The following is a 15,599-nucleotide window of genomic DNA, read 5'->3' as shown; positions in this document are numbered from 1 at the left end:
GTGACCGGCAGCATCATCCGCAGCGGCACCACCGCCACCCTGAAGCCGGCCGACAACCCCTCCGTCAAGGGACTGGTCTACCGCACCGGCTCCTCCGGGACGACGGGCGCGTTCTTCGCGACCAGCACCTTCGGCAGCGGGCGCGTCGCCGTGTGGGGCGACAGCTCGCCGGTCGACGACGGCACCGGCCAGTCCGGCAACACGCTGTACGACGGCTGGAACGACCCCGCCGGGACGAACGCGGCGCTCGCCCTCAACGCCACCGACTGGCTGTCGAAGGCGACCACCGGCGGGGGCGGCGGGGGTGGCGGCACCTGCACCGCCGGCCAGCTGCTCGCCAACCCGGGCTTCGAGTCGGGCGACACCTCCTGGACCGCCTCGTCCGGAGTCATCACCAGCGACACCGGGCGCCCGGCCCGCACCGGCTCCTCCAAGGCATGGCTGAGCGGTTACGGCGTCTCGCCCACACCGACACGCTCGCCCAGACGGTGACGATCCCGGCCGGCTGCACGACGGCCGCCCTCACCTTCCACACCCGCATCGACACGGCCGAGACCACCACGACGACCGCGTACGACACGCTGAAGGTCCAGGTCCTCGACAGCGGCGGCACGGTGCTGTCGACGCTCGCGACCTACTCCAACCTCCACGCGTCGAGCGGTTACGTCCAGCGCTCCTTCAGCCTGGCCGGGTACGCGGGCCGGACCGTGACGCTGAGGTTCACCGGCACGGAGGGCTCCACCCTCCAGACCTCCTTCGTCATCGACGACACCGCGCTGACCGTGGGCTGACGCCCACCCCGCGCACCCACGACGGCACCGCACCACCCGCCCCCGAGAAAGGACCCCCCATGTCCGTTGCGCAGATAGGCAGATGGAAGGTGTGGGCAGCGCTGTCCGCCGCCCTCGTCGGCCTCACGCTCCCCACCCTCGCCGCGACCCCGGCGAGCGCCACGACCACCGCGTACGACAGCACGTACTACAAGAACGCGGTCGGCAAGACCGGAACCAGCCTGAAGTCCTCGCTGCACACCATCATCAGCAGCCAGAGCAAGATCTCGTACGACGCGGTCTGGAACGCGCTGAAGGTCACGGACCAGGACCCGAACAACACCGCGAACGTGATCCTGCTCTACAGCGGCACCTCGCGCAGCAAGACCCTCAACGGCGGCGCCGTGGGCAACTGGAACCGCGAGCACGTGTGGGCCCAGTCGCACGGCGACTTCGGCACCGCGGCCGGCCCGGGCACCGACCTGCACCACCTGCGCGCGGCGGACGTCCAGGTCAACAGCATCCGCGGCAACAAGGACTTCGACAACGGCGGCAGCGCGGTCAGCGGCGCGCCGGGCAGCTACACGGACAGCAACTCCTTCGAGCCGCGGGACGCGGACAAGGGCGACGTGGCCCGCATGATCCTGTACATGGCCGTCCGGTACGAGGGGGACGACGCCTGGGCCGACCTGGAGCCCAACGAGTCGACCAGCAACGGCAGCGTCCCCTTCATGGGCCGCCTGTCGATCCTGAAGCAGTGGAACGAGCAGGACCCGCCGAGCGCGTTCGAGGAACGGCGCAACGACGTCATCTACACCAGCTACCAGGGCAACCGGAACCCGTTCGTCGACCACCCGGAGTGGGTCGAGGCGATCTGGTAACCCCGGATCGGGCGCACGCCGGGCCCCCAGGGTCCGGCGTGTCCGCTTGGACGTTCCACCGAGCCGGTCCGGCATCCCTGGTCCGGACAGCGCATTGCCTCCGGGGGCACGACGGGCCTGGAATGCCCGGGTAACCGGCACCCCCGAAGGAAGCACATGACCTCCCTGCTTGACGGCTGCGAGCCCTGGCCCGAGGAATTCGTCGACCACTACTGGGCCGCCGGGCACTGGCGCGGCAACACGCTCGACAACCTGCTGCGCGGCTGGGCCCTGGACCACGGTCCGCGCACCGCGCTCGTCCACGGCGACACCCGTCTCACGTACGCGGCGCTGAACCGGCGCGCGGACCGCATGGCCGCCGGGCTCCGGCTGCGCGGGCTGCGGCGCGGTCAGCGGGTCGTGGTGCAGCTGCCGAACGTGCCCGAGTTCGTCGTGGCGGTGTTCGCCCTGCTGCGCGCCGGGGTGGGTCCCGGTCCTCTGCCCGATGACGCACCGCACCCCGGAGATGTCCCGCCTCGCGCGGCTCACCCAGGCGGTGGGCTACATCGGACCGTCGACGTACGAGGGCTTCGACCACACGGCGATGGCCGCGGAGATCGCCGCCCAGGACCCCTTCCTGCGCCGGGTGTTCACCTACGAGCCGCCGGGCACCGCCTCCCCCTACGGCGGCGGCCTGACCACCGACCCGGCGGGCTGCCACTACAGTCCGCTGGACTCGATCGACGCCCCGCCCGAGCCGGCGCTCGCGCAGGGCGCGGACCAGGTGGCGCTGCTCCTGCCGTCGGGCGACCGGCTGGTGCCGCGCACCCACGACGACTACGCCTACCAGGCGCGGGCCGCCGCCGAGCTGGTGGCGCTGACGCGGGACGACGTGTACCTGGCCGCGCTCCCCGCCTCGTCCAACTTCGCCTTCGGCTGCCCCGGCATCCTGGGCACCCTCACCGCGGGCGGCACCGTCGTGCTGACCGACACCGCGGACCCGGCGGAGTGCCTGCCGGTCATCGCGCGGGAGCGGGTGACCGTGACGTCGGTGACCCCGTCCATCGCCCGGAGCTGGCTCGACGCGCACTCCTCGTCCGGGACCGCCGCCGACCTGAGCAGCCTGCGCCTCGTCCAGATCGGCGGGGCCCCGCTGCCCCGGCCGACGGCCGAGCGCGTGGCCCCCGAACTGGCCTGCCGCCTGCAGCAGGTGTTCGACCTGCCCGAGGGCGTCCTCGTCCTCACCCGCCCCGACGACCCGGACGAGACCGTGCTCACCTCGCACGGCCGCCCGCTCTCCCCCGACGACCGGCTCCGCATCGTCGGCGCCGACGGCGAGGACGTGGCCGACGGCACCCCCGGCCACCTCCTGGCCCGCGGCCCGTACACCCCCCGCGCCCACTACCGCGCGCCCGCCCCGGAGGCCTTCACCCCGAACGGCTACCTCCGCACGGGCGCCACCGCCCGCCGCACCCCGGACGGCAACCTGGTCGTGACGGGTCGGGAGGGCTGACGACCCGTCCCGTCAGGCGCCTTCGACGGCATGCTCCTTGAGGAAGGCCCCGGCATGGGCGGCGGCCTCCTCCGCACTCCCGTGGAGCACCCCGTCGACGGCCGCACCGGACACCCCGTCCGCCCCCTCCCCGGCCCAGCCCCAGCCGCCGGACGGCTCCTGGACCAGCCGGGCGGTCCCGCCGAAGAGTTCGAGCGTGCCGGCGCGGGCCCCCGGACGGCTGACGGCGTCGGGCCACTTCTTGCGGGCACCCTGCCGGGTGATCCCCCAGACGGCCCCCATCTGCTCATAGCTGGCCCCGTACGACCCGGCGGTCGCGGCCGCCTCGGCGGCCAGCCGCCTGACCTCCGCGTCCACCACCTTCCACGCGGCCAGCACGGACAGGGCGACGTCGACGGGCTCCGCGTCCCACATCCGCTCCACGGAGAGCCCGGTCTCCCGGGACCGGATGGCCGAGGCCAGCGGGTTCAGGGCGTCGTACAGGGCCTTGTCGAGTGCGATCTGCTCTTCTCGGGTGATCTCATGCAGCACCATGCGACAACCATAGTTCACGTGGCCGCGTTTGGAAACTAAAGTTGTCACGACTGACTCGGGGGTACGCGTCATCGGTGGGGGGCCATGCGGGTGATCGGGCCGCCGACCTCGTGACCGTTGGCGCGGCGTGCGATCGTTCCGCCCGGGGAGGCGAGACAGTGGACGCGCTTTCCGGCCGGACCGACCCGCGGCTCCGCCGACGTCGGCAGCCGGGTGTGGCACCGCCCGACCAGCCACTCGTCCGCAAGGGGACGCATCGATGACCGACACCACCACGTCCTACCGCGATCTCCGCGCCCTGGTGATCAACTGCACCCTCAAGCGGTCGCCGGAGCGCAGCCACACTCAGGGGCTGATCGACATCAGCACCGGCATCATGGAGCGCCAGGGCGTTCAGGTCGAGGTGCTCAGAGCGGTGGACCTCGACATCGCGACGGGTGTCTGGCCGGACATGACGGAGCACGGGTGGGATACGGACGAGTGGCCGGTGATCTACTCGCAGGTGATGGCCGCCGACATCCTGACCCTGGCGGGGCCCGTGTGGCTGGGAGACAACTCCTCGGTCATGAAGAAGGTGATCGAGCGCCTGTACGCCTGCTCGTCGATCCTCAACGAGCGCGGCCAGTACGCCTACTACGGTCGGGTGGGCGGCTGCCTGATCACCGGCAACGAGGACGGCGCCAAGCACTGCGCGATGAACGTCCTCTACAGCCTCCAGCACCTCGGATACGTCATCCCGCCGCAGGCCGACGCGGGCTGGGTCGGCCCGGCCGGTCCCGGCCCTTCCTACCTCGACGAGGGCTCGGGCGGGCCGGAGAACGACTTCACCAACCGCAACACCACGTTCATGACCTGGAACCTGCTCCACCTCGCCCGCGCGCTCAAGGACGCCGGCGGCATCCCGGCCCACGGCAACCAGCGCTCGGAGTGGGACGCCGGCTGCCGGTTCGACTTCGAGAACCCCGAGCACCGTTGAGCGCGGGCCGCGACGGCCGGAGGCCCGGTGGCCCGTCTCCGAGTCCCGTCCGGCGGGCGCAGGTGACTCGTTCCCCCACGGCCTGAGGGCGGGCTCCGGGCATGCCTCTCGTGTGCGTCGCCGCGCCAGGGCTTCAGACGAGGTCGCGGTGGCGGCCCACCGTGGTGGAGAAGAGGTAGAGCGGGGGCAGGAAGGCGGCGGCGCAGACGGTCCAGAGAGCGGTGTGGGCGCCGGTGAAGGTGGCGAGGAGTCCGGCGGCGAGCGCACCGAGCGGCAGCGCGCCCCAGGACACGAAGCGGACCGTGGCCATCACGCGGGACAGCAGCTCCGGGGGCGACTGCGTCTGCCGGTAGGTGCGGGTGGTGATCGAGCCGATGACGGTGCCGAAGGCGAAGCCCGCGTTGCCCAGGGCGAACCAGTACGCGTCCCCCGCCGACGTGGTGAGCGGGGCGAGCAGGAGCAGCGCGCCGCCGGCCAGGTCGGCCGCGATGACGCCCCACGCGGTACCGAGGCGGGTGGTCACCCGGACCGCGACGGCCGCGCCGGCGAGGGCGCCGACCCCGTCCATCGCGAGGACGAGGCCGAGCTGCACGGAGTCGAGACCGGCCTCGCGGACCAGATAGAGGGGGGTGAGGGCGACGAGGGCCGCGTTGAGGAAGTTGGCGGCGGTCGCCCAGATCATGCAGGGCCGCATGACCGGGTGCCCGGTGACGTACCGCCAGCCCTCGCGCATCAGCCGGAGCGCGCCCTCGCCGGTGCGGGGCGCGGGGCGGCTCTCGGGGAGGGTGCGCAGGAGCACGGCGGAGGCCAGGTAGCTGGCGGCGTCCACGACGAGCGCGCCGACCGGGCCTGTCGCGCCGATCAGGACGCCGCCGAGGGAGGGGCCTCCGGTGTCGGTTACGGCGTGCGTGCCCGACATGACGCTGTTGCGGGCGGCGAGCTGCCGGGCCGGGACGACGGCGGGCAGGAAGGTCGAGTTGCCGATGTCGAACAGCACGGTCGCCGAGCCGGTGACCAGCGCCGCGAGCAGCAGGTGCGGATACGTGAGGGTGCCGATCCACCAGGCGAGCGGCAGCGACCCAAGGGCCGCGAACCGTACGAGGTCGAGCGAGACCTGGAGTCGGCGCAGCGGTACGCGCTGGGCGACGACGCCCGCCGGGAGGCTGAGCAGCAGCCAGGAGACCTGCCCGGCGGCGGCGAGCAGGGCGACCTCGAAGGCGGTGGCGTCGAGGACGGTGAGGGCGACGAGGGGCAGGGCGAGGGCGGTGACGGCGGTGCCCGCGCCGCTGACGGTGGCGGCGGCCCAGAAGCGCCAGAAGACGCCCGGCGGCGAGGTCTCCCGCTCGTCGTCGCGTCGGTCGTGCTCCGGGATCGCTCGTGTCCCGCTCATACGGCGCCCACCCCCTGGGTCTCGTTAGTCTCTTTTCGGAACTCACTTGTTCCGGGTGAGTTTCTATCGGGAACCGACCTGATGGCGCAAGATGGTCACGATGAGCGGCCGCCGTGCGCGGAGGAGTGGAGACGCTGTGATGAGGTCGGTTCCCGAGCGGGACGCGGCGTGCGCGATCGCGCACGCCGCGACGGTGGTCGGCGACTGGTGGAGCCTGCTCCTGATCCGGGAGACCGCGCGCGGGCACCACCGGTTCGACGCACTCCAGGAGGAGCTGGGCATCTCCCGGAAGGTGCTCACCGAGCGCCTGGCGCACCTGGTGGAGACGGGGGTCCTGGAGAAGGTTCCGTACCAGGACAGGCCGGTGCGGCACGAGTATCGACTGACGGAGAGCGGCCGGGGGCTGCTGCCGGTGCTGCTGTCGATGCAGGACTGGGCGGACCGCTGGGTCTTCGGCGACGGCTCACTCAGCGGCACCGCCGACGCGGCCGGCGCGGAGGCGCGGCGCGTCGCGGGCCTGGCGGGCGAGCGGCTGCCGCGCCTGGAGCTGCCAGGCCATCAGGACGGCGTGCCGGTGGACCCGGTGACCGGCGGCGCGGCCACCGTCCTGTTCTGCTATCCGGCGACCGGGACCCCCGGCCCCCTGCCGGACGGCTGGTCGGGCATCCCCGGCAGCATCGGCTGCACGCTGGAGAACCGGCTCTTCCGAGACGCGTACGAGGACTTCCGCTCGGCGGGCGCGGAGGTGCGCGGCGTCAGCACCCAACGCCCCGACGAACAGAGGGTGTTCGCGGTCGAGGAGGGCATTCCCTTCACTCTCCTCTCGGACGTCGACCTGCGCCTCGCCGCCGCCCTGCGACTGCCCACCTTCCGCGCCGGGCAGCTGCTGAGGCTGAAGCGGGCCGTCCTGGTGGTGGACCGCGACCGCGTGGTGCGGCACACGCGCTTCCCGGTGACGGACATCCCGGCGGCGGTGGACGAAGCGCTGACGGAGGTGCGACGCCTGGCAGCGGAGGACTGACGACACCCCCCACGGGCCCCTGCCCGGCCCATCCTCGCCCATGGACGGAGGACCGGCCAAGGCCCCCGATCGACTCAGGGGAGAAACCCAGGTCAGCGCACCCGGCCCCGGGACCTTCAGCCGGGTCGACGGGGCCTCAGGCCGAGAAGAGGAGGCGCATCGCCACCGCGCGGTAGTGGCGCACGTGGTGCAGCGCGTGCTCCGCCGCCGCGTCCGCGTCGGCCGCCGCGACCGCCTCGTACAGCAGGCGGTGCTCCTCCCACAGCGGCCCGGGGTCGTCCACCTGCTGGAACAGCCAGCGCAGCCGCCCCTCCAGCGATTCGAGGGCGGTGACGAGCAGTTCGTTGCGCGACATGCGCACGATCTGGCCGTGGAACGCGGCGTTGGCGCGCGAGAGTTCCTCCGGGCCGCCCGAGTCGGTCGCGGCGCGGGCCCGTGCGAGCAGCCGGGCCAGCACGTCGAGCTCGGCGAGCGTACGGCGTTCGGAGGCCCGGCGGACGGCCAGGACCTCCAGGGCCTCGCGCATGTCGAAGAGGTTCTCGACGTCCTGCCGGGTCAGCTCGCGGACGACGATCCGGCGCTGCGAGACGGTCTGCAGGAAGCCCTCGCCGATGAGGATGCGGATGGCCTCCCGCACGGGGACCCGCGAGACCCCGAAGTCCTCCGCCACGTCGCGCTCGACGAGCCGGTCACCGGGCTTGAGCCGGCCCGTGATGATGCGGTCGCGAAGCCCCTCGCAGACCTGGTCGCGGAGCCAGCCGCCCTCGGGGGCGGTCGCACCCGGCCCCGTGTCCGCGGGTGCGCGCGCGCCCGCAGGTGCGCCCGCGCCCGCTCCTGCGTCCGTGCCCATGTCCGCGCCTGCGCCTGTGCCCGCACCAGCACCAGCACCCTCGTCCATGCCCGGCACCGTCCCGGTCATACGTCCTCCCGGTGTTCAGGGCTTACCGTATGCCACCCGCGCCGCCCCCACCGGCCCAGCCCCGGCACCCTCCACCCTCCCTGACCTCCCGTGATCCACTTGACGTGCACACAGAGGACACTTAGCTTCGCCTTACCTAAGTTCGCCCCGCCCTCCGTACCCGTCAGCCGAAAGGCTCCCGCCATGCCGAGAACCCTGCCGCACCCCGTCCGCACCGGCGGCACCGCGACGGCCGACGCGGCAGCACAGCACGAGCTCACCCCCGGCTGGCTGCTCGCCGCGGTCGGCGCGCTCGCCGCCGCCCTCCTCGCCGCCTCCCGCTGGACCTCCGGGCACGTGCACGCCGGCGTCACGCTCCAGACCGCGGCCAGGTTCCTGCACGTGGCGAGCCTGGTCGTCGGACTCGGCGCGGTGCTCGCGGTCGACTGGCTGGCGGTGCTGTGGCTGACCGGGCGGCGACCGCTCGCCGGCGTCCTCGACACGGCCTGCGCCCTCCAGACCCCGATCTGGGCCGGTCTCGGCGGACTCACCGTCACCGGCCTCTTCCTCCGCCCCGACCTCGGCTCGCCGCTCACCCTGGTCAAGCTGGGCCTGGTGCTCGCCGTCACCCTCAACGGCCTGTACGCGCACCGCCTCGGGCAGCTCCTGGAGCGGTACCGCGGCGAGGGCGAGGTACCGCGCCGGCTGTTCGCCCGCTCGGCCGCCGCCGCGACCGTCAGCCAGGCCGGCTGGTGGGGCGCGAGCTTCATCGGCTTCCTCAACAGCCAGTCCTGACCCCTTCGACCGGGCCTGCCCCCTCCTGACCCCCTTTCACCGGCCCCGGTCCGGCCCGGTTTTGGATTGACGGACGATCATCCATACGATCCTGCGATGATCACGAGAAAACGGCTGGCGACCGGGGCCTGCGGCGCGCTGCTCGCCGCCCTGGCCGTCGGGCTCCTCCCGACGAGTGCCGCGGCCGACGACGGCCCGACGGCGACGGACTCCCCCAAGGAATCCCCCAAGGTCGAGCTGGTGCTCGACGTCAGCGGCTCGATGCGGGCGCGCGACATCGACGGCCAGTCCCGCATGAGCGCGGCGAAGCAGGCCTTCAACGAGGTCCTGGACGCGGTCCCCGAAGAGGTGCGGCTCGGCATCCGCACCCTCGGCGCCGACTACCCCGGCCAGGACCGCCAACGCGGCTGCAAGGACACCCGGCAGCTCTACCCGGTCGGCCCGCTGGACCGCACCGAGGCCAAGACCGCGGTCGCCACCCTCGCCCCCACCGGGTGGACGCCCATCGGTCCGGCCCTGCTCGGCGCCGCCGAGGACCTCAAGGGCGGCGAGGCCACCAAGCGGATCGTGCTCATCACCGACGGCGAGGACACCTGCGCCCCGCTCGACCCCTGCGTGGTCGCCCGGGACATCGCCGCCAAGGGCATCCACCTGGTCATCGACACCCTGGGGCTGGTCCCCGACGCCAAGACCCGCCGCCAGCTGATGTGCATCGCCGAGGCCACCGGCGGCACCTACACCTCCGTGCACCGCACCGAGGAGCTCTCCGGGCGCGTGCGGCAGCTGGTCGACCGCGCGGCCGACCCGGTCGTCACCCCCATCGCCGCCCAGGGCGCCGAGCGATGCGCCGACGCCCCGACGCTCAAGCCGGGCCTCTACACCGACCGTCAGGTCATCGGGCGGCACCGCTGGTACCGCGTCGACGTCCTCCCCGGCCAGGAGCTGCGCGCCTCGGTGAGCGTCTCGGCCGACCGGGCCGTCAACGACGACTACGGCGTGCTGCTGCGCGCCGTCACCGTGCACGGGCGCGAGATCGTCCGCGGCAGCGAGGCGGGCGACGGGCGCACCGACGTCGTCTCGACCGGCCTGCGCTATCCCAAGGCCGAGCTCGACGAGGGCTTCGGAGACGGCGACGCGAAGCCGGCCGCCGAGGTCGTCTGCCTCCAGGTGAGCAACTCCTTCTCCGCTCCCCCGTCGGTGAAGACCACCCCGGGCATGCCGGTCGAGCTCGCCATCGACGTCGTCGACGGTCCCGCCTCGTCCTCGGACGTGGCCTCCTTCGGCCTCGGCCGCGGCTGGTGGCTGCTCGGCGCGCTGGCGCTCGCCGGCTTCCTCGGCGGTCTGCTCTGGGGCTGGCTGTCCCGTTGGCGCGTCGCGGTCTGGAGGACCCACTGATGCCGATCACCCCGCGCACCTTCGGCCGCCTGACGGCGGGCCTCGCGCTCGCGGGCGCCGCCCTGCTCGGCCCGGCCGCCCCGGTCGGCTCCGCCGACACGCCCACGCCGAGCCCGAGCGCCTCGGCGACGGAGGCCGGGCCGACCGAGGCCGGCACCTCGTTCCGTACCGCCGCCTTCTTCCGGCAGGGCCAGGAGGCCACGGCGCAGGCGTCCACGGGTGACTACCTGTACTGGGTGTTCCCCGCCGACTCCGGCCAGCGGCCGACCGTCTCGGCGACGGTCACCCTGCCCGAGGCCGCCCTGCGGCACGGCTCCTCCGCCTGGCGGATCGACGTGTACGACGGGCTGCGCAGGCGCCAGCCGTGCATGTACGGGATGCAGAACCGGGTCGCGGGCAAGGAGGCGGCGACCGTGCAGCTCGCCTGCACCCTGCGTCCGGTCCGGGCCGCCGCCGACACCTGGTCGAACGACCCGCTGCCCGGCAGCTACTTCGTCCGCCTGACGGTGACCGGGCTCCCCGAGGAGGACCTGGGCCAGCCGTTCTCGGCGCGGCTCGCTGCGACCTCCCTCGACAAGGGCGGGGCGTACGCGACGGACGGCTCCCTCTCGGTGCCGCTGGTGCCGGGGGCGAGCACGCCGGAGACGGTCGAGGCCCGTGCGCCCGAGGACGGCTGGTCCTCGGGCTGGTGGTCGGACCGCTGGATCTGGACGGCCGCGGGCGGCGTGCTCGCCGCCCTGGCGGGGATCGGCGGCTACGTCCTGACCCGCGGCTCGGGCCGCCCCGGCCGGGTCCCTCCGGCCGCCTGACGCTCCTCCGGTCGCCCTTCGGCCCCCGCCGCCCGTCCACCCTCCGGTGGCGGGCGGCGGGGGCCTCGTGCCGTCCGCGGTCAGAACCCGCCGGGACGCACCAGCCCCGTCTCGTACGCGTGGACGGCGGCCTGGGTGCGGTCGCGCAGCGAGAGCTTGGTGAGGATCCGGCTCACGTAGGTCTTCACGGTCTGCTCGGCGACCACGAGCCGGCCGGCGATCTCGGCGTTGGACAGGCCCTGGGCGATGAGGGTCAGCACCTCGGTCTCCCGCTCCGTCAGGGCACCCACCCGGTCCATGAGCGGGGCCCGGGGCACCGGGTTCAGCCGGGCGAACTCGGCGATGAGCCGCTTGGTGACATTGGGGGCGAGCAGCGCGTCACCGCGCGCCACGACCCGTACCGCCTGGGCGAGTTCCTCGGCGGAGGCGTCCTTCAGGAGGAAGCCGGAGGCACCGGCGCGCAGCGCCTCGTACACGTACTCGTCCAGGTCGAAGGTGGTCAGGACGAGGACCTTCACGGTGGCGTCGGCGGGCGCGGTGAGGATGCGGGTGGCTTCGAGACCGCCGGTGCCGGGCATGCGGATGTCCATCAGGACGACGTCGGGGGCGAGTTCGGCGGCCTTGGCGACGGCGTCGGCGCCGTCGACGGCCTGGCCGACGACCTGGATGCCGGGCTCCGCGTTCAGGAGCACGGTGAAGCCCTGTCTGACCATCACCTGGTCGTCGGCGATGAGCACCCGGATGTCGTGGCCGGAGCCGCTGCCGTCGGTCATGAACCGTCCTTCGTACGGGGTGGGGAGGGGAAACCGGAAGGGGAAGGGGAAGGGGAAGGGGAAGGCGAAGGAGTGGGGGTGGGGGCGAGGAGCGGGGCGGGCAGGGTCGCCGTGACGTCCCAGCCGCCGTCGGGGGTGGGGCCGGCCGCGAGTTCGCCGCCCAGCATGGCCGTGCGTTCCCGCATGCCGAGCAGCCCGTGGCCGGGCTCCCGGACCCCGCCCGAGGGTACGGGCCCGGGCGGGCGCGTCGGGGTGGTGTTGGTGATCCGCACCGTCAGTCCGTCGGCGTGGTAGTGCGTGGCCACGGCGGCCCGGGCGCCGGGCGCGTGCCGCATGGCGTTGCTCAGCGCCTCCTGGACGATGCGGTACGCGGAGAGTTCGGTGCCCGGGGAGAGCGGCCGGGGTGCGCCGACCGTCTCCGCGGTGACGTCGAGGCCGGCCGCGCGGACGTTGGCGAGGAGTTCGCCGAGCCGGTCCAGGGTGGGCTGCGGGGCGTGCCGTACGCCCGCCTCGGCATCGTCCGCCGACCCGTCGCCACGCAGGACGCCGAGGACGCGGCGCAGTTCGGTGAGGGCGTCGACGGCGTTCTGCCGGATGCCGGCGAGGTTCTCGCGGAGCTCCGGGGACGGGTTCTCGACCAGGTGGGGGGCGACCTGGGCCTGGATGGAGATGACGGACATGTGGTGGGCGACGACGTCGTGCAGTTCGCGGGCGATCCGGCCGCGCTCCTCCAGCAGCGCGCGCCGGGCGCGCTCCTCGGCGGTCAGCTCCTCCTGCTCGACGAGCCGGGTGCGCGAGACGCGGGTGGCGCGCAGGGAGGCGCCGACGACGGTGGCGGTGGCGAAGGCGGTGGCGCCGGACCAGAGCGTCGGCAGGTGCGGGACGCCGCTGGGGGTGAGGGCCCCGATCCCGGTGAGCAGGGTGATCCCGAGGGCGGCGGCCGCGGCGACCGGCCGGACGCGCAGGGAGAGGAGCAGCATCACGAGGGTGTGCAGGGCGATGACACCGGCGTTCCAGGGCCACTCGGCGCCGAAGACGGAGGAGGCGACGTTCGCCGACACCATGAGCGCGGCCGTGGAGAGCCACCAGCCGGCGGCGGGCCGGGAGAGTGCGAGGACGGGGGCGGCGCACTGGGCGACGGCGAGGAGGGTGACGCTGCCGGGGGTGGGGTCCATGTACCGCGTGTAGAGGTTCAGGTTCCACACGCCCAGCAGGACGGTGAGGAGCACGAGGTGGGCGTGCGGCAGCCAGTTGAGCCAGCGGTTGCGCGGCAGCGGGTCGCGGCGCGCGGTCCACAGGTCCGCCCGCACGATGCCCGGTGCGGCGCGCAGGGCCCCTTCCCACCGTGTGGCGTCCTTCACCGTGCTCCCCCTGGCGTGTGCGTGGTCGTGTGCGTGTGCGTGGTCGTGTGCGTGTGCGTGGTCGTGCGCGTGCGCGTGTGCGTGGTCGTGTGCATGGTGCGGATGGGCGGGAACATCGAGATCGTGGTGCGGATCCGCGGGAATTTCAAGATCGTCGTACCGTCGCCACAGCCTAGGCACGTCGCGCCTCCTCCCGTACGCCGGGCCGCCGGACCGAAGGGCGGGCCCGCCGCGCGGTGTTCCGCTCGTACGCGTGGAACGCGGCCCCGCAGACCGCCAGGGCGCACCCGAACAGGGGCAGCCAGCCGAGCCGGGCGAGGACCCAGCCGTAGCCGTCCGGGACGGTGTGGAGTCCGGTCAGCGGCCCGTGGCCGAGGAACCCCGCCGCGAGGAGTCCGCCGGCGGTGACGGCGATCATCGCCGTCTGGTGCCAGAGGAAGACCGTCATGGCGCACAGGTTGAGCAGGGCGACGGCCGCCCACGCCGCGGGCCGGCGCAGGACCCGGCGGAGCGGGCCGAGCAGCAGCAGGGCGGCGCCGGACTGGGCGAGGCCGAAGGAGACGGCGGCGAGGGTGGGCGGGTTGAGGTTGGAGACGGGCGCCCCGGGCACGCCGACCATGGAGCCGGGGTAGCCGGCGAAGGCCACGAGGAGCCCGGTGGCGGCGGCCCCGCCGAGCAGCAGCGCCCAGGCGGCGCCCCGGGTCAGCGGGCCGCGGCGGGCGAGCAGGGTGCCCAGGCAGTACGGGACCAGCCAGCCCGCGGGCAGGTTGAGCCAGCCGAGCGCTTCGGGCCCGTCGAACCCGAAGCGGACCACGTCGACGTGGAGGACGACGGCGAGCGGCCACAGCGGGTGGATCCGGGCGACGAGCGGCGTGGCGGCGGTGAGCGCGGCGAGGACCAGCAGGAACCACAGCGGGGAGAGCACCAGTTTGCCGAGCGTGTGCAGGGTCTGCCAGGGCACCCCGCAGCCGAGCATGACGGCCGTCGCTGCGGTCCAGACGGCGAGCAGCGGGACCACCGGACGGAACAGGCGGCGCAGCCGGGCGGCGATCCAGCGCCCGTGGCCCTCGCCGCGGGCGCGGGCGGCGGCGTGGCCGCGGGCGGCGACGTACCCGCCGACGAGGAAGAAGACCGCGAGGGTCTGGAACACCCAGGAGACGGGGGTGAATTCGGGCAGGTGGCCGAGCGGGCTCTCGGCGCGCAGGGTGCCGCTGTCGGTGACCAGGGCGGTGACGAGCCAGTGCCCGAGGACGACGCCGAGGATGGCGAGACCGCGCAGCGCGTCGAGGGCGCGGTCGCGCCCGGGCGGGGTGGCGGCCTCCACGCGGTCGGTGAGGGCCCGGAGGGAGGCGCGCGCGGAGCCGCGGGGGGTGCGGGCGGGCTCAGGCATGCCCGGGCTCCCGTCCGTCGGTGATCCGCGCGATGTTCGCCAGGGATACGGAGCCGGCGACGAGGTAGTCGCTGTGCCCGCCCCCGCCCGCGTCGAAGGTGCGCGCGCCGAACCCGGGGTCCAGGGGGTCCGCGCCGAAGCCGAGTTCGGAGCCGGGCAGCAGCGGGAGGCGGACGTGCGGGACGTCGCCGATCCAGTCGGCGGCGCCGCGTCCGGCCCAGACCGCGGCCCGGGTGTGCAGGTCGGCGACGGAGTCGGAGCCGGTGCCGGGGCTGCCGTAGAGGACGAGGGCGTCGGCGGGGAGACCGGTGGCCGCGCGGGCGCATACCGCGGAGCCGTAGGAGTGGCAGAGCAGGGTGATCCGGGCGCCGGGCTTCGCCCTCCGCAGCTCGTCCACGAAGGCGCGGAGCGCGGGGGCCGCCTGGTCGGCGCGGCCGGGGGTGAGCGAGGCGGTGCTGCCGGTGGCGGGGGTGCGGTAGCCGAGCCAGGCCACGACGGCGGCGCGGGCGCCGAGTCCGTCGCGCAGCTCGTCGTGCAGGGCGACGGCGCCGGCCCGGAAGCGTCCGTAGCGGTCGAGGTCGGTGTCGGCACCGGGGACGAGCACCGCGATCCGCTCGGCCCCTGCGAGGTCGCCGACGACCTCGGCGGCGCGGCCGCCGTCCCGTCCGTCGAAGAAGAGGAAGCTGCGGCGTGCCGCGGCCATGGCGTGCAGCGAGACGGCCCGCTTGTGCGCCCCGTACTCCTCCGCGCTCCGCTCCGCCGCCCGCACCGCCTCCCGCCCGGCCGCGTACCGCGCGGCGAGCTCGGCGGACGTGGCCGAGACCAGCGGGACGACCTCTGCCGGGGCGGGCGCGGGCACGTCCGCCGGCCGGGCGGCCCCCGCGACCGGCACCGCGACGGCGGCGGTGACGAGCGCGGCGAGCAGGGTGCGGCGCAGTCGTCCGGGAGAGGGTGCGCGGCGGGGGCCACGCGGGAGGGGCGCCATGGGAGTTCCTTCCGTACCGGGGTTCGATCCGGTCCCGAAACTAGGCAGCGCGTCCTGTGGTCGGCGTCCCGCCGGGGAGCCAAACCCCGGGGTAGCTCTCAGGTATGACGGGTAGTCCGCGAGGCTCCG

Annotated in this window: 14 protein-coding genes and 2 pseudogenes; 9 read left to right on the top strand and 7 right to left on the bottom strand. The window is 74.2% G+C overall.

Annotation, left to right across the window (positions count from 1 at the left end):
- The 4 genes and pseudogenes from ABD981_RS06660 to ABD981_RS06645 form a co-directional block, all read left to right on the top strand.
- A pseudogene (locus ABD981_RS06660) lies at nucleotides 1-791 on the top strand (hydrolase); the annotation flags it as partial.
- A 59-nt stretch (nucleotides 792-850) separates the two neighbouring features.
- The gene (locus ABD981_RS06655) at nucleotides 851-1,651 is read left to right on the top strand and encodes an endonuclease I family protein (RefSeq protein WP_046905804.1); all 801 of its coding nucleotides are present in this window, start codon (nucleotides 851-853) and stop codon (nucleotides 1,649-1,651) included.
- Nucleotides 1,652-1,807: 156 nt separating this feature from the next.
- A pseudogene (locus tag ABD981_RS06650) lies at nucleotides 1,808-2,071 on the top strand (AMP-binding protein); the annotation flags it as partial.
- Nucleotides 2,072-2,135: 64 nt separating this feature from the next.
- On the top strand, nucleotides 2,136-3,143 hold the full coding sequence (locus ABD981_RS06645; protein ID WP_345528314.1) for an AMP-binding protein: 1,008 nt from the start codon (nucleotides 2,136-2,138) through the stop codon (nucleotides 3,141-3,143).
- Nucleotides 3,144-3,155: 12 nt separating this feature from the next.
- Here the strand turns inward: ABD981_RS06645 and ABD981_RS06640 are convergent, their stop codons facing one another.
- Nucleotides 3,156-3,677, bottom strand: a complete 522-nt coding sequence (locus ABD981_RS06640) for a hypothetical protein (RefSeq protein WP_046905806.1) — start codon at nucleotides 3,675-3,677, stop codon at nucleotides 3,156-3,158.
- Between the two features lie 259 nt (nucleotides 3,678-3,936).
- On the opposite strand from ABD981_RS06640, the gene ABD981_RS06635 reads away from it, so the two are divergent.
- The gene (locus ABD981_RS06635; protein WP_046905808.1) at nucleotides 3,937-4,653 is read left to right on the top strand and encodes a flavodoxin family protein; all 717 of its coding nucleotides are present in this window, start codon (nucleotides 3,937-3,939) and stop codon (nucleotides 4,651-4,653) included.
- A gap of 133 nt (nucleotides 4,654-4,786) precedes the next feature.
- Here ABD981_RS06635 and ABD981_RS06630 read toward each other — a convergent pair whose 3' ends face one another.
- Nucleotides 4,787-6,043: an MFS transporter gene (locus ABD981_RS06630; protein WP_046905809.1), complete on the bottom strand. Its 1,257-nt coding sequence runs from the start codon at nucleotides 6,041-6,043 to the stop codon at nucleotides 4,787-4,789.
- A 139-nt stretch (nucleotides 6,044-6,182) separates the two neighbouring features.
- Here ABD981_RS06630 and ABD981_RS06625 point away from each other — a divergent pair, with 139 nt between their 5' ends.
- On the top strand, nucleotides 6,183-7,064 hold the full coding sequence (locus tag ABD981_RS06625; protein WP_046905810.1) for a winged helix-turn-helix transcriptional regulator: 882 nt from the start codon (nucleotides 6,183-6,185) through the stop codon (nucleotides 7,062-7,064).
- 136 nt (nucleotides 7,065-7,200) lie between these two features.
- Here ABD981_RS06625 and ABD981_RS06620 read toward each other — a convergent pair whose 3' ends face one another.
- A complete protein-coding gene (locus ABD981_RS06620) occupies nucleotides 7,201-7,914 on the bottom strand; it encodes a GntR family transcriptional regulator (protein ID WP_123954138.1) in 714 nt (237 codons plus the stop codon).
- Between the two features lie 252 nt (nucleotides 7,915-8,166).
- Here ABD981_RS06620 and ABD981_RS06615 point away from each other — a divergent pair, with 252 nt between their 5' ends.
- The 3 genes from ABD981_RS06615 (at nucleotide 8,167) to ABD981_RS06605 (ending at nucleotide 10,961) form a co-directional block, all read left to right on the top strand.
- Entirely contained in the window at nucleotides 8,167-8,757 is a 591-nt protein-coding gene (locus tag ABD981_RS06615) for a hypothetical protein (RefSeq protein WP_123954139.1), read from the top strand.
- Nucleotides 8,758-8,853: 96 nt separating this feature from the next.
- Nucleotides 8,854-10,152: a VWA domain-containing protein gene (locus ABD981_RS06610; RefSeq protein ID WP_046905811.1), complete on the top strand. Its 1,299-nt coding sequence runs from the start codon at nucleotides 8,854-8,856 to the stop codon at nucleotides 10,150-10,152.
- Nucleotides 10,152-10,961 carry a hypothetical protein gene (locus tag ABD981_RS06605; protein WP_046905812.1) on the top strand — a complete coding sequence of 270 codons (810 nt, stop codon included), beginning with the start codon at nucleotides 10,152-10,154 and terminating at the stop codon, nucleotides 10,959-10,961. Before ABD981_RS06610 ends, ABD981_RS06605 begins: the two co-directional genes overlap by 1 nt.
- An 80-nt stretch (nucleotides 10,962-11,041) precedes the next feature.
- Here ABD981_RS06605 and ABD981_RS06600 read toward each other — a convergent pair whose 3' ends face one another.
- From ABD981_RS06600 to ABD981_RS06585, 4 genes are all read right to left on the bottom strand, one after another.
- Nucleotides 11,042-11,734, bottom strand: coding sequence for a response regulator (locus tag ABD981_RS06600; RefSeq protein WP_046905813.1), 693 nt, complete (start codon nucleotides 11,732-11,734; stop codon nucleotides 11,042-11,044).
- Nucleotides 11,731-13,095 (bottom strand): sensor histidine kinase, encoded by a 1,365-nt coding sequence (locus tag ABD981_RS06595; protein WP_123954140.1) that lies wholly within the window; start codon nucleotides 13,093-13,095, stop codon nucleotides 11,731-11,733. Before ABD981_RS06595 ends, ABD981_RS06600 begins: the two co-directional genes overlap by 4 nt.
- Nucleotides 13,096-13,267: 172 nt before the next feature.
- The gene (locus tag ABD981_RS06590) at nucleotides 13,268-14,485 is read right to left on the bottom strand and encodes an acyltransferase family protein (RefSeq protein WP_046905814.1); all 1,218 of its coding nucleotides are present in this window, start codon (nucleotides 14,483-14,485) and stop codon (nucleotides 13,268-13,270) included.
- Nucleotides 14,478-15,470: an alpha/beta hydrolase gene (locus tag ABD981_RS06585; RefSeq protein ID WP_046905815.1), complete on the bottom strand. Its 993-nt coding sequence runs from the start codon at nucleotides 15,468-15,470 to the stop codon at nucleotides 14,478-14,480. The genes ABD981_RS06590 and ABD981_RS06585 overlap by 8 nt, the downstream gene beginning before the upstream one ends.
- Nucleotides 15,471-15,599 lie beyond the last annotated feature (129 nt).

The organism is Streptomyces showdoensis, assembly GCF_039535475.1.
GTDB lineage: Bacteria > Actinomycetota > Actinomycetes > Streptomycetales > Streptomycetaceae > Streptomyces > Streptomyces showdoensis.
This window is presented reverse-complemented; position numbering and strand designations above follow the sequence as displayed.

Coding starts and splice junctions, on each gene's coding strand:
- ABD981_RS06610 (WP_046905811.1), top strand. CDS start 8,854: ATGATCACGAGAAAACGGCTGGCGACCGGGGCCTGCGGCGCGCTGCTC.
- ABD981_RS06635 (WP_046905808.1), top strand. CDS start 3,937: ATGACCGACACCACCACGTCCTACCGCGATCTCCGCGCCCTGGTGATC.
- ABD981_RS06630 (WP_046905809.1), bottom strand. CDS start 6,043: ATGAGCGGGACACGAGCGATCCCGGAGCACGACCGACGCGACGACGAG.
- ABD981_RS06645 (WP_345528314.1), top strand. CDS start 2,136: ATGACGCACCGCACCCCGGAGATGTCCCGCCTCGCGCGGCTCACCCAG.
- ABD981_RS06640 (WP_046905806.1), bottom strand. CDS start 3,677: ATGGTGCTGCATGAGATCACCCGAGAAGAGCAGATCGCACTCGACAAG.
- ABD981_RS06590 (WP_046905814.1), bottom strand. CDS start 14,485: ATGCCTGAGCCCGCCCGCACCCCCCGCGGCTCCGCGCGCGCCTCCCTC.
- ABD981_RS06615 (WP_123954139.1), top strand. CDS start 8,167: ATGCCGAGAACCCTGCCGCACCCCGTCCGCACCGGCGGCACCGCGACG.
- ABD981_RS06625 (WP_046905810.1), top strand. CDS start 6,183: ATGAGGTCGGTTCCCGAGCGGGACGCGGCGTGCGCGATCGCGCACGCC.
- ABD981_RS06655 (WP_046905804.1), top strand. CDS start 851: ATGTCCGTTGCGCAGATAGGCAGATGGAAGGTGTGGGCAGCGCTGTCC.
- ABD981_RS06620 (WP_123954138.1), bottom strand. CDS start 7,914: ATGGGCACGGACGCAGGAGCGGGCGCGGGCGCACCTGCGGGCGCGCGC.
- ABD981_RS06605 (WP_046905812.1), top strand. CDS start 10,152: ATGCCGATCACCCCGCGCACCTTCGGCCGCCTGACGGCGGGCCTCGCG.
- ABD981_RS06600 (WP_046905813.1), bottom strand. CDS start 11,734: ATGACCGACGGCAGCGGCTCCGGCCACGACATCCGGGTGCTCATCGCC.
- ABD981_RS06585 (WP_046905815.1), bottom strand. CDS start 15,470: ATGGCGCCCCTCCCGCGTGGCCCCCGCCGCGCACCCTCTCCCGGACGA.